Origin of the sequence: Hydrogeniiclostridium mannosilyticum, assembly GCF_003268275.1 — a bacterium.
Classification (GTDB): domain Bacteria; phylum Bacillota; class Clostridia; order Oscillospirales; family Acutalibacteraceae; genus Hydrogeniiclostridium; species Hydrogeniiclostridium mannosilyticum.
Map to the genome: position 1 here is coordinate 189,036 of NZ_QLYR01000003.1, position 13,323 is coordinate 202,358.

The window sequence follows — 13,323 nt, forward strand, 5'->3', positions numbered from 1 at the left end:
CTCAATTCTGCGCCGTTTTTTCCCGGCTCTGCGCATCATAATTGGATGCAGCGGCAATAAAGCGCCTGAAAAGCGGGTGTGGCTTATTGGGACGGCTTTTAAATTCAGGATGATATTGAACGCCTAAATAAAAGGCGGCGTCCGACAGTTCCATTGCCTCCACTAAGTGTTCATCCGGCGAAAGGCCGCAAAACACCATGCCATGCTGAATAAAAGCCGGCCGAAAGCTATTGTTGAACTCGTAGCGGTGACGGTGGCGCTCCTGTACCCGATCGGCCTGGTAGCTGTGAGCCAATACCGTTCCCTCCTTAATTTTGCAGGGATATGCGCCCAAACGCATCGTTCCTCCCTTGGGCAGGTTTCCCTGCTGATCAGGCAGCAGATCAATTACTCGATGGGCGCTTTCAGGGTCAAACTCCGCTGAGTTTGCATCGGAATAGTGGAGTACATTCCTGGCAAACTCTATTGCGGCAATCTGCATACCAAGACAAATACCAAAATAGGGCGTCTTGTGCTCTCGGGCATAGCGGGCAGCCAGAATCATGCCCTCTATTCCGCGGTCTCCAAAACCACCCGGCACAATTATGCCGGCGGCTTCCCGGAGGCGGCCGGCTGCATTGCCCGCAGCCAGCTGCTCGCTGTCTACCCAATCAATCTCCACCTTGACCCCATTGCACCAGCCCCCGTGCTTCAAGGCTTCCGCGACTGAGAGATAGGAATCCTGCAATTGAACATATTTTCCCACCAGCGCAATACGGACGGTGCGGTCGCAGCGCTTGATCCGCTCTACCATCGTTCTCCACTCGGCAAGGTCGCAGGGAATTGACGGCTCCATCGACAGCTCGCGCATCACAATCTCTGCAAAGCCTGCTTTTTCCAGCATCAAAGGCGCCTCATACAGTACCGGAAGGGTCAAATTCTGGATGACACAGTCCTCCTTAACATTACAGAACAGGGCAATTTTCTTTAGCACGCCCGGTTCAATGGGGTGGTTGCAACGGGCTATAATCATATCCGGCATAATACCGAAGGACTGCAGCTCTTTAACAGAATGCTGCGTCGGCTTGGACTTATGTTCCTTGGAGGATTCCAGGTAAGGGACCAGGGTAACATGGATAAATAGGCAGTTCTGCCGCCCGACCTCATGTCCGACCTGCCGGATGGCTTCCAAAAAAGGCTGCGATTCCATATCGCCCGTTGTGCCGCCGATTTCCGTAATCACCACATCGGCATCTGTTTTTTTCTGAACAGAATAGATAAAGCCCTTGATTTCATTGGTGATATGAGGAATCACCTGAACTGTCTCCCCAAGGTACTCCCCTCGTCTTTCCTTCTGCAGCACGTTCCAGTAGACCTTTCCGGTTGTCAAATTTGAGAATTGGTTCAGGTTTTCGTCAATAAAGCGCTCATAATGGCCCAGGTCCAGGTCGGTCTCCGCCCCGTCCTCTGTAACGAAGACCTCGCCATGCTGGTAGGGGCTCATGGTGCCCGGGTCCACGTTGATGTATGGATCCAGCTTCTGTGCCGCCACCCTAAAGCCGCGCGCTTTCAGCAGGCGCCCCAGGCTTGCTGCCGTAATCCCCTTACCAAGTCCGGAAACTACGCCGCCCGTTACGAAAATGTATTTTGTGTTCATTTGCCTACTCCTTTATTCTCTTCGAAATAAAGCCCGGATCAATTGGCCTCAATCGCCGTAAAGCTGTAAAATCTCCTTAGCAACATCCCGCTTGGCTACACGGCGGTCCATCGCCTGTTTTTCGATGCTGCGATGCGCCTCTTCCTCCGTCATTCGCTCATATTGAATCAACAGGCACTTGGCCTTATCCACCATACGGATGTCCCGTATCTTCTGCTGAAGCTTTTCAGCCTGGGGTGCGGCAGCGGCCAAGCGCTTGTGAACCGAGGCCATCAAACGAACCGCATAAGCAAAAAAACGGTGTCCCATCGTGGTAGAAAAAACAAAAACGCCGCTGTCCGCCATTTTCTCAAAGCTAAGCTCATAAAGCTCCGGCTTGCACACCATTATTACCCCCGCCGCCGTGCCTGCCGCCATTTTTGCCAAGTCGTACCCTGCGCCGTCACTTAAAGGAGAAACCACCACCACAAGCGCAAAGCTTTTCTCCTGCAATACCCGCCAAGCCTCCCGAACAGATCTTATACAAAGCGCTTCATGGTAGGATAAATCCGAAAGAGCTGACAAAAAAACCTCTTGTCCCTTCTTTGTGCTGGCCACCAGCAGAACCCGGTTCATCTTCCACCGTCCTCTCCATCCTTGCCCATACAAACCGCCGGCATACTAAATGGTATGGAAATAACGGGCCAGCTCAAAGGCCTGCCGGTCCGCAGCCGAGCGGCAGGAGGCACACTCCCGCTTTTTCTCCGCGATATATTTCTCCACAATAGGCTCAGGAAGCGCCCGGTGGACAAACGAGCTATTTTCCGCAAGCTGCAACGCCTGCTCCAGGCTATGGGGCAGCGCCGGGAGCATCGGGTCGTCAACCTCAAACAAATTGCGGTTGTCGGGAGGCAACAGCCTTGCCTTTTGCTCAATGCCGTCAAGGCCTGCATGAATCAGCAGGGCAAAGGCCAGATATGGGTTGCAAGCGGGGTCCGCAGCTCGCATCTCCATGCGGGTGCGCTCCTCGGTAGAGGCTGGAATCCGGATCAGCTGTGACCGGTTTTGGTGGGACCAGGTGACATATTTCGGTGCTTCAAAGGAGCCAAGACGGCTGTAGGAATTTGTCAAAGGATTCAAAAAAGCCGCCATCTCCGTCGAACGCGCCAGGATTCCCGCAATGAAGCTTTCTGCATTTGCACTGTGCTTGTCCCCGCGCTGAAACAGGTTTTTTCCTCCCTGTGAGAGCGACAGGTTAATGTGCAGGCCATTGCCGCTCTCCTGATGGAGCGGCTTAGGCAGAAAAGAAGCATACAGGCCGTTCTGTGCTGCAATGGATTTAACAACCATCTTAAAGGTAATAAAATTATCAGCAGCCGAAAGCGCATCGGAGTAGCGGAAATCCACCTCGTTCTGGCCCGGACCCCGTTCGTGGTGGGAGCTCTCCGGCAGCAGCCCCATCTCCTCTATCGCCAGGCAGATTTCCCGCCGGATATTTTCGCATTTGTCGAGCGGCGCAATATCATTGTAGCCGCCGTGATCAAACGGTTCCGTAGTCGGTTCTCCCGCCTCATCGGTCTTAAACAGGTAAAACTCACACTCTGTGCCGATATTGCAGATGTAGCCCATATCTACGCTCCGCTGGACCGCTTTTTTTAAAATATTCCGGCTGTAGCCTTCAAAATCTGTTCCATCCGGATTTTTCACATTGCAGCAGATTCGCATCACCCGCTCGTGAGAGGGCCGCCAGGGCAGAATAGTCACCGTGGATCCATCCGGCACTAAAAAAAGGTCGGAATGCTCAACGGTTTGAAAGCCCTTGACTGCCGAAGCATCAAAAATAATGCCCTCCTCAAACGCCTTTTTCAGCTGCCCGGCCATGATTGCCATATTTTTCTGTATGCCAAATAGATCACAATAGGCCAGCCGGATAAATTTTACGTCGTTTTCTTCGACAAACTCCAAAATATCCGCAATCGTTTGGTCCAATGCCTGCGCCTCCCTTTATTTTAGCTCTCCGCAGCATAGAGCTGCTTATATGGATTATTCGTATTCGGCCTGATGACATAAAAGTTTCTGGCGGTTATTGCCTCAAGATCCTCATGAAAAAGGCTACAGAATCGCCGCAGAGCGGGCATAATCGCTTCCAAATCCGCTTGCTCCGCTTTTTTACTCAGCAGGCGCTCTGAAAAATCCACCGGCAGGCTTTCCGCCCGCAGGTAGATAACGCCGCCATGCATGCCGGTTCCGCAAAAATTCCCCACCGGTACCCGTTCTGCTGCATGCAGCCCCAGAACAATGATGGTACCGCCTGCCTGGTACTCGCCCAAGAAGCTGCCCGCAGCGCCGCCTACTACTAAAAGCGGCTTTTTGTCCTGATATTCCTTCATGTGGATGCCGGCCCGGTAGCCGACATTCCCGTGAATGAAAATACTGCCGCCCCGCATAGCATAACCGGTTGCATCCCCGGCCATACCGTCGATGTCAATTTCACCCGCGTTCATGGTGTCTCCCACCGCCTCCTGGGCGTTTCCATGCAGCAAAATTGTACTGCCGTCCAGGTAGGCGCCCAAGGCGTTGCCCGGCGTCCCGTAAAGCTCCAGCCTTTTACCGGAAAGGCCGCTGGCAATATAACGCTGCCCACAGCAGTTGCGGACTACGACCTGTTCGCCGGCAGCCTCATTAATTCGCTCATTTAGTGCCTTGAAGTGTAAATTTTTAGCATCAATCATCATTTTCAATCACCTCCCTATTCCCCGGCATGCTTGATGCCCAGAATATTCAGCTCACGATCCGTCAGCCCAATACCACGCAGCATCAAGCGGTTTCCCCGCAATGCCTCAATGGAATTAATCCCCATGCCGCCCATCATTTCCTTCAGCTCATGGGTCCAGGCTGTCACCAGATGGACTAGCCGCTGCGCGCCCTCCTCCGGATCCAGCCGCTTGACCAGGTCCTCGCGCTGCGTCGCTATTCCCCAGTTGCATTTGCCCGCATGGCAGGAGCGGCATAAATGGCATCCCAATGCCAGCAGAGCCGCTGTTCCAATATAAATGGCATCCGCCCCCAGCGCAATGGCCTTGACCACATCCGCGCTGGATCGGATACTGCCCCCCGCAATGATGGACACTTCTCCCCGGATTCCCTCCTCGCGAAGCCGTTCATCCACCGATGCCAAGGCTAATTCTACCGGAATACCGATATTATCGCGGATTCTGGTCGGCGCTGCGCCCGTGCCGCCGCGATAACCGTCAATGGCGATGATATCGGCGCCGCTTCTCGCTATCCCGCTGGCAATCGCCGCAATATTGTGCACCGCTGCCACCTTGACAATGACAGGCTTGGCATAGCCCGTGGTCTCCTTGAGTGAAAATACCAGCTGGCGCAAATCCTCAATGGAATAAATATCATGGTGCGGGGCCGGTGAAATGGCATCTGCGCCTTCCGGAATCATTCGTGTCTTGGAGACATCCGCCACAATCTTGGCGCCGGGTAAATGACCGCCAATTCCCGGCTTGGCCCCCTGCCCGATTTTGATTTCAATCGCCGCGCCGGCATTCAAATAATCCTTATGAACACCAAAACGTCCCGATGCTACTTGAACAATGGTATTGCTGCCATATTGGTAGAAATCCTCATGCAGCCCCCCTTCTCCCGTATTATAGCATATTCCCAGCTCCTTTGCAGCCCTTGCCAGCGCCGCGTGTGCATTATAGCTGATAGAGCCGTAGCTCATGGCAGAAAACAAAATCGGTGTGCTCAGTTCCAGGCCGGGCGTGTGCTCCAGCCGCAGGCTGCCATCTGGATTGCGCTCCATTCTCTGCGGCTTTTTTCCCAGATAGGTGCGGGTTTCCATCGGTTCACGCAAAGGATCGATGGATGGGTTCGTCACCTGTGAAGCATTCACCAACATTTTATCCCAATATATCGGCCCTTCTTTGGGGTTTCCCATGGAAGACAACAACACGCCGCCCGTCTCCGACTGCCGGTAAACCTGCTTGATCACCTCGTCCGGCCAATTAGCGTTGCCGCGGAACGTCAACTCAGACTTAACAATTTTCAGCGCTCTTGCCGGACAAACCGCCACACAGCGGTGGCAGTTGACGCATTTGCTGTCGTCGGCCAGCATCGTCTTTTTTTCTGCCGAATAGCAGTGCACCCCGTTGGCGCACTGCTTTTCGCAAAGGCGGCAATTGATGCAGCGGCTGAAATCCCGTACTACCTCAAACTCTGCATAAACATTATTGACTTTCATGCCTGCTCCCCTCCTTGTCCGTGCTCCAGCTGAACAATAACCGGCTCGCCGCCGCGCGGAGCCCAGATGCGGTCCAGCTCCGGCTGGATGATGCGGATTGCGCTTTCCTCACTCGCTATGAAAAAGCGGTCTTCCTTCTCTGCCACCACCATAGAGCGCAGCTTCAGCCGGTCGTTCAGCGCCATCAATCCGCCCTCAAAGCCCAAAATGATGGAAAACGGGCCCGTCACCAGCAGGCTGGAAAAAACCTTGCGCAAGTAGGTAAGCTGCTCTCGCTCCTGCGGCGGCTTCCGTTCAATTGTGCTCCAGAACGGCGCTGCAACTACATGGGCCGCCTCTTCCAGCGTCAGCCCCTGCTTGCGGATAAGGTAATCAAAAATATAAGTGATGACTTCTGTATCCGTCAGCAGCGTACAACGGTAGCCAAACATCTCTACCCAGCGGCGGTTGGCATCGTAGGACGAAATTTCACCGTTGTGAACAATGGAATAGTCCAGCATAGCAAATGGGTGCGCGCCGCCCCACCAGCCCGGTGTGTTGGTAGGGTACCGTCCATGTGCCGTCCAGCTGTAACCGGCATATTCATCCAGCCGGTAGAAGCTACCAACATCCTCCGGGTAGCCCACCGCCTTAAACACGCCCATATTTTTGCCGCTGGAAAAAATATAGGCGCCGGTTATCTGCGTATTGACCCGAATGACACAGCGGGCAACAAACTCCCGCTCGTCCAGCTGGCTGTCTGAAAGCTTGTGCGGCAGCGGCGTTACAAAATAACGCCAGATCAGCGGTTCGTCCGTAATGGCCGGTATTTTTTTCGTTGGTATTTTGGACAGGTTGATAATATCAAAATGGCGTTCCAAAAACTTTTCGCACGCCTGCTTCGCCTCCGTGTCGTCATAAAAGACGTGGAACGCATAATAATCTTTATATTCCGGGTAAATACCATAGCCGGCAAACCCGCCGCCCAGGCCGTTGCTTCTGTCATGCATAACGGAAATGGATTTCACAATCTGATCTCCGCAAATCAAATTTCCCTTTTTGGAAAAAATGCCGGAGATTGCGCACCCCGATGGGATTCTCACTTGTCCTTCTTTCAACACAAACGACCACTTCCTTATAAAATAGAAAAGGTGCCCATAATACAAGCGCCTCATCCTTTGATCCCAACACTGAACGCTGCCTGTATTATGAACACCTTTGTTCTTTTTGTAGTATAGCACAATGCAAGATATAAGTCAACATCCTGCATAATAATATTTTATGTTCTACGTTTTCAAGTAAACCCCTATCCTCCCCCGTACCGTCCATATAATAGATTTCCTCCGTAAAATCTATATTATCCCCATACCTCTACACCCATTCCCCCTGCGCGCTACATGCTGTATGGGCAGCGATTTTCCGCACGCAAACGACGGATTTATAAAAAAAATTGCAAATCTACTTGACAAACGATAATTCTTCCGTATAATAGAAGATAGAAACAGCAAAGGCGCTGCGCATGTATTCGCGTTGCCTTTGCTGTTTTTTGTTTTGGTAATAATCATTGCGGTAACGGTACGGTGCACATACTCGGATCGCAATCATCAAGGAAAGGGTGCGTATTTATGAGTAAAACAGTTATTCCTCAATCCTATCATGCTGTTCTGTCGGTTTTGGAAACAGAAAAGGCAATCCAGTTTATCAAAAATACTTTTACCGCAAATTTAGAGCAAGCTTTGCAGTTGACGCGTGTTTCCGCGCCGCTGTTTCTGGAGGCCTCCACGGGCCTGAACGATGACCTGAACAATGTTGAGCGCCCGGTTTCCTTTGATATTAAGGAGACCGGGAAAGAGGCCCAGGTTGTACATTCCCTGGCAAAATGGAAACGCTACGCTCTATATGCTTATCATTTTAAACCTGGCTATGGCCTCTGGACAGATATGAACGCCATCCGCCGCGACGAAGAGCTGGATAACCTGCATTCCATCTATGTAGACCAGTGGGACTGGGAAGCCATTATTCCAGAAGGCCGCCGTGAAGTCTCTTTTCTAAAGGAAACGGTACAAAAAATTGTGGATTGCATCTGTGACACTGCGGAAAAGCTTCATCAGCTTTACCCGATGATCCCGGCTTCGCTGCCTTCCCGGGCGGTCAGCTATGTTACCACGCAGGAGCTGGAGGAGCTTTACCCCACGCAGCCGCCAAAAGAGCGCGAGAGCCTCTATGTAAAAGAACATCCTACCGCTTTTATTATGCAAATCGGCGATAAGCTAAAATCCGGCAGCAGGCACGACGGGCGAGCGCCGGATTATGACGACTGGAAGCTCAACGGAGACCTTGTATTTTGGAACGAAGTGCTGGGCTGTGCTTTTGAAGTCTCCAGCATGGGTATTCGCGTTGATGCTGCGGCAATGGATGAGCAGTTAAAAAAGGCTGGCTGCGATTACCGGCGGGAGTTCCCCTTCCATCAACAGGTGCTGGACGGCACACTGCCTTTGACCATCGGCGGCGGCATAGGCCAATCCCGTTTGAGCATGCTCCTATTAGCCAAGGCCCACATCGGCGAGGTCCAGGCCTCTCTCTGGGATGAACAGACCAAGGCGGCCTGCAAAAAGGCCGGTGTCCAGCTTCTTTAATCAGCTAATATCATTGAATACAATCAAACTGTGAGAGGTGTGAAGATTATGAATGACCCATTGAACCGAAACGTCGTTTCTGCACAATCCATTCCGGAGGTATTTGGCAGCATGGTATTTAATGACCATGTGATGAGGGAGCGCTTGCCGAAGGACACCTATAAAGCCCTGAAAAAAACCATGGAGCTTGGAAAAAGCCTGGACCGCACCATTGCCAATGTAGTTGCCAACGCCATGAAGGACTGGGCTGTCGAAAAGGGCGCTACCCATTTTACCCATTGGTTCCAACCCATGACCGGTATTACGGCCGAAAAGCACGACAGCTTCATCTCGCCCGAGGGAGACACCGCTGTTATCATGGAATTCAGCGGCAAGGAGCTGGTAAAGGGCGAGCCGGATGCCTCCAGCTTCCCATCGGGCGGATTGCGCGCTACCTTTGAGGCCAGAGGCTACACCGCCTGGGACCCCTCTGCCTATGCGTTTATCAAAGACCACACCCTCTGCATTCCAACGGTCTTCTGCTCCTACAGCGGGGAGGCGCTTGACAAAAAGACCCCCCTGCTGCGTTCGATGGAGGTCATTAACAAGCAGGCACTGCGGATTCTCAGACTTTTCGGCAACACCGGCACCACCCGGGTAAATACCACCGTGGGCCCTGAGCAGGAGTATTTTCTAGTTGACGACAAGCTCTACCGGCAACGCGAAGATCTTATTCTATGTGGACGCACTCTATTCGGCGCGAAGCCTCCCAAGGGCCAGGAGCTGGAGGATCATTATTTCGGCGTTATCAAACCGCGTGTCATGGACTATATGGCAGACCTAGACCAGGAGCTGTGGAAACTGGGCATTTTCGCCAAGACCGAGCACAACGAGGTGGCCCCCGCTCAGCATGAGCTCGCTCCTATTTTCAACAATACCAACCTAGCTACCGACCACAATCAGCTGACCATGGAAATCATGAAAAAGGTTGCCCGCCGGCACGGTCTGGCCTGCCTGCTTCACGAGAAGCCCTTTGAGGGCATCAACGGCAGCGGTAAACATAACAACTGGTCCATTTCTACCAATACCGGCGTTAACCTGCTGGAACCGGGGGATTCCCCGCGCGAAAACGCACAGTTTTTACTCTTTCTCACCGCCGTCATCAAAGCGGTGGACGAGTACCAGGACCTGCTGCGCGTCTCCGTAGCCAGCGCAGGAAACGATCACCGGCTTGGCGCTAACGAGGCCCCTCCTGCCATTGTTTCCATCTTTCTGGGCGACGACCTCACCGAAATTTTGGATGCGATTGAGAGCGGTTCTCCCTACAGCAAAAGGGATGCGGAGGAGCTGAAGGTCGGTGTGCATATTCTGCCGCGTTTTCCTAAGGATACCACAGACCGCAACCGCACGTCTCCCTTTGCCTTTACCGGCAACAAGTTTGAATTCCGCATGCTGGGTTCCGACCTCTCTATTGCCGGGCCCAACATCATCCTCAATACCATCGTGGCGGAGGAGCTCTCCCAGTTTGCCGATGTCCTGGAAAAAGCAGCGGATTTCAACACCGAGCTTCAGGAGCTGATCCGCAAGACCATCTCGGAACATAAGCGGATTATTTTCAACGGCAACAACTATTCCGAGGAATGGGTCCAAGAGGCCGAAAGGCGCGGGCTGCTGAACCTCAAAACTACGGCAGACGCGCTGCCCTCCTTCATTGCCCCTAAAAATCTGGAATTGTTCACCAAGCATAAAATTTTCACCACTACAGAGCTTCATTCCCGTTATGAGATTCTGATGGAGGTTTACTGTAAAAAGCTGCATATCGAGGCGCTGACAATGGTCGATATGGCACGCAAGCAAATTTTGCCCGCCATTGCTAAATATTCCAGCTTGCTGACAAAATCGGCGCTGGAAAAGAAACAGCTTACCTGTGACAATGCCTGCGCCTATGAGGTAGAAATTGTAAAGGAGTTGTCCACCGATGCCACCGGACTGCTCGACAGCGTTCGTAAAATGGAGACCGACCTTGAACGTGCGGAAAACGAATCCGACATTACCGCCCGGGCAATGTTCTATAAGGATACGGTTCTGTCCGGTATGGCGGCGGTTCGAAGCTATGCGGACCATGCTGAAACCATAACAGCCAAGGAGTATTGGCCCTTCCCAAACTATACCGACCTGCTTTACAGCTTATAAAATTCCTTTTAGCCGCCGGCCAGGATGAACATCCCGGCCGGCGGCTTTACCGTTATTTTCTGTAAATAAAAATTCCTTCCGTTTTTCCGCAAGCTTAATTGCCTAAAAGCAGGTGGATTCCATACCGGACAGAAGCCCCTCTGCACCCCAGAATATAGAGGCAAATTCCAGTTTTAAAGCGCCCAAAGCTCTCCCGCATGATTGAAAAAAACAGAATATTATGATATAGTTTTTTTGCTGGAAAGCCTTTATAAGCGCCGGTTGTCTTTGTGCTGAGGCAATGACAATTTATAAAAGGTATTAAGCGCCTTCATCAACAGCAATAAAAGAAAAGAGACTGTGGCTAATGGAAGAATTAAAGCAATATTTAAACAGCATCCTTATAGAAAAGCCGGCAAAAATCATTCTTAGCAATCCCAGAAACAAGCCGGCACATTTCCGAAAAATTGAGCTTCTGGATAAAATGAACGGCTACCAGGCAGCAAAATATACACAGCAGCAGGTTTTTCACGAAAAGGTAGAAATAAACGGGCTGGCCGGCTACCTTGAAGGGTACCTACAGGACGAATTCTCCCAGTTGAACGCTTTTACCTCCTGTATGGAATACAGCCTACGCATCACCAAAAAGCAGAAGGTGTTATTTACAAAACACGGTAACGCATGTACCACCGCCCTGCCCGACCCCGCCCATAACCGAAAAAAACATTATATTTTTCAAGAAGGGCAAATCATTCCCCCGCTAATTGATATGGGTATTTTCACTGAAGAAGGAAAGGTCGTACAATCCATGTACGACAAGTACCGGCAGATCAACCGCTTTATTGAGATCATCGACGACTCCATCAAAGAACGGCATTTTGAACAGCTTCATGTCATTGATTTCGGCTGCGGTAAATCCTACCTGACCTTCCTGCTTTACTATTATCTTCATGAAATCAAGCATATCAATGTGCAAATCACCGGGCTGGATTTAAAAGCAGATGTGATTGAAAAATGCAATCAGGCCGCCCGGAAATACCGCTATGACCAACTTCATTTTTCCGTGGGCAGCATTGCGGACTTTCAGTGCAAAGCCCCGGTTGATATGGTGGTTACGCTGCACGCCTGTGACACGGCCACGGATTACGCGCTGATGAATGCTGTCCTATGGGATGCCGCCATGATTTTCTCCGTTCCCTGCTGTCAGCATGAGCTCAACCATCAAATCCAAAGCGAGGACTTTTCCATCCTTACCCGCTATGGCATTATTCAGGAGCGGGTTGCCGCCGCCATGACAGACGCCATCCGTGCCAACCTGCTCCAAGCCTGTGGTTACAAAACACAATTGCTCGAGTTTATTGACTTTGCCCATACGCCGAAAAACATCCTGATTCGTGCGAACAAATCCAACATCCCCCGCGCCGCACGGAACAAAGCGCTTAACGAAGTTTGGCGCCTGACCAAGGAATTTCACCTGACGCCCTGCCTTCTGGAGCTACTGAGAAAAAATGGGCGGATTGTCCCGCCAGCAGAAAAATAAATTCAGCACATGAATTGTGTCAACACAATAGGTATTCTAATCATTGCTGAGAAAGGAGCAAGTCTTGGACATTGCAGCGTTAAAGCCCCATCATCTAATTGAATTTATAAAAAGCACATGGGGGATCCATCCCAAGAAAATGGCTGCGCTCATTGAGGGTTCTGCAAGGTGCTTTATCATCGAAAATGAATCAGGCCGATTCTTTTTCAAGGTGTACCAGGATGAGTTTAACGAGGATACATTGCGTAATGAAATTTATATCTGTGATTTTTTATCTAAAAAAGGGTTTTCAGTTTCTACTTTTCTAAAAACCAATGCGGGAACATTTATTGAACGTTTTTGTCATCATTGGTGTACTCTGCAAAACTATATCGACGGCTTTACTTTTCAAAAGTTTGAGGTTCCCCGCCCATTATTACTCGATTCCATAAGAGTTCTGGCAAATATTCATATTGCACTAGCGGAGTTCCCACTTCAACTCCCCACCGGATTTGAGCAAGCGTGGTTTTTACAATGGTCAAAAGATAGTGCTATAGAAAAGTACCATCATTTACTTGCGCTACTAGAATCGTCCGATGAAAATTATAGAAAAATTTCAATTGATTTTGAGACAAAGTCCAATTTAATCCGTGCATTTGACCCCACAATATACGATTTTTCTTCCTTGACTATTGAAAACTCGCATGGTGATTACAATGCTTTGCAACTGATTTTTTCGAGTGACAAAGTCAAAGCAGTGGTTGATTTTTCCTCTTGCGCGAAACTACCCATTTGCTGGGAAATCATCCGCTCATATACTCTTTCAAGCCCGGAATGTAAAGAAGCGATTATTGATACTGACAATTTTGTTCATTACGTTAAAGAATATTTGCAAATCAAAAAAATTGAAAAAACAGATTTAGAATTGATGCCATACTTTTACTTGTTTACGCTTATTAGGAGTTCTTTTGGTTACAAGTCTTATATAGAAAAAAGAAAGAATGGTACTCCAATTGACCGAAAGGATCAAAATGCTTTAGCATTTGCAGCTTGGAGAACAGCCATGTGCAAATGGTTATTCAAACACGCGGATTTCCTTTCTTCCAGACTGAAAAAAATCATTTAACCCACAGTTGGAAAAAGCGCTCATAAATATAGATAAAGGCCC

The 13,323-nt window shown here is 50.4% G+C and carries 10 protein-coding genes; 4 read left to right on the forward strand and 6 right to left on the reverse strand.

All coding sequences use genetic code 11. The features are described 5' to 3' along the window. Position 1: 1 nt before the first annotated feature. From DPQ25_RS07400 to DPQ25_RS07425, 6 genes are read right to left on the reverse strand one after another with little or no spacing between them, the layout of a single operon-like run. Entirely contained in the window at positions 2-1,636 is a 1,635-nt protein-coding gene (locus DPQ25_RS07400) for a CTP synthase (protein WP_112332529.1), read from the reverse strand. Positions 1,637-1,684: 48 nt separating this feature from the next. Next, positions 1,685-2,251: an ANTAR domain-containing response regulator gene (locus DPQ25_RS07405; protein WP_112332530.1), complete on the reverse strand. Its 567-nt coding sequence runs from the start codon at positions 2,249-2,251 to the stop codon at positions 1,685-1,687. Positions 2,252-2,296: 45 nt separating this feature from the next. Continuing rightward, the gene (locus tag DPQ25_RS07410; protein WP_112332531.1) at positions 2,297-3,604 is read right to left on the reverse strand and encodes a glutamine synthetase family protein; all 1,308 of its coding nucleotides are present in this window, start codon (positions 3,602-3,604) and stop codon (positions 2,297-2,299) included. Positions 3,605-3,624: 20 nt separating this feature from the next. Beyond that, positions 3,625-4,350: a GltB/FmdC/FwdC-like GXGXG domain-containing protein gene (locus DPQ25_RS07415; protein ID WP_112332532.1), complete on the reverse strand. Its 726-nt coding sequence runs from the start codon at positions 4,348-4,350 to the stop codon at positions 3,625-3,627. A gap of 14 nt (positions 4,351-4,364) precedes the next feature. Continuing rightward, complete coding sequence (locus tag DPQ25_RS07420; protein ID WP_112332533.1) at positions 4,365-5,870, reverse strand: glutamate synthase-related protein; 1,506 nt, start codon at positions 5,868-5,870, stop codon at positions 4,365-4,367. Beyond that, positions 5,867-7,024: a class II glutamine amidotransferase gene (locus tag DPQ25_RS07425; protein WP_112332534.1), complete on the reverse strand. Its 1,158-nt coding sequence runs from the start codon at positions 7,022-7,024 to the stop codon at positions 5,867-5,869. Before DPQ25_RS07425 ends, DPQ25_RS07420 begins: the two co-directional genes overlap by 4 nt. Before the next feature lie 450 nt (positions 7,025-7,474). Between DPQ25_RS07425 and asnA the strand changes: the two genes are divergently transcribed. The 4 genes from asnA to DPQ25_RS07445 all read left to right on the forward strand — a co-directional run bounded on the left by asnA (position 7,475) and on the right by DPQ25_RS07445 (position 13,281). Next, on the forward strand, positions 7,475-8,485 hold the full coding sequence (asnA, locus tag DPQ25_RS07430) for an aspartate--ammonia ligase (RefSeq protein ID WP_112332535.1): 1,011 nt from the start codon (positions 7,475-7,477) through the stop codon (positions 8,483-8,485). Positions 8,486-8,533: 48 nt separating this feature from the next. Beyond that, entirely contained in the window at positions 8,534-10,657 is a 2,124-nt protein-coding gene (locus DPQ25_RS07435) for a glutamine synthetase III family protein (protein WP_112332536.1), read from the forward strand. A gap of 346 nt (positions 10,658-11,003) precedes the next feature. Beyond that, positions 11,004-12,176 carry a class I SAM-dependent methyltransferase gene (locus DPQ25_RS07440; protein WP_112332537.1) on the forward strand — a complete coding sequence of 391 codons (1,173 nt, stop codon included), beginning with the start codon at positions 11,004-11,006 and terminating at the stop codon, positions 12,174-12,176. 64 nt (positions 12,177-12,240) lie between these two features. Further along, a complete protein-coding gene (locus tag DPQ25_RS07445) occupies positions 12,241-13,281 on the forward strand; it encodes a phosphotransferase (RefSeq protein ID WP_112332538.1) in 1,041 nt (346 codons plus the stop codon). Positions 13,282-13,323 lie beyond the last annotated feature (42 nt).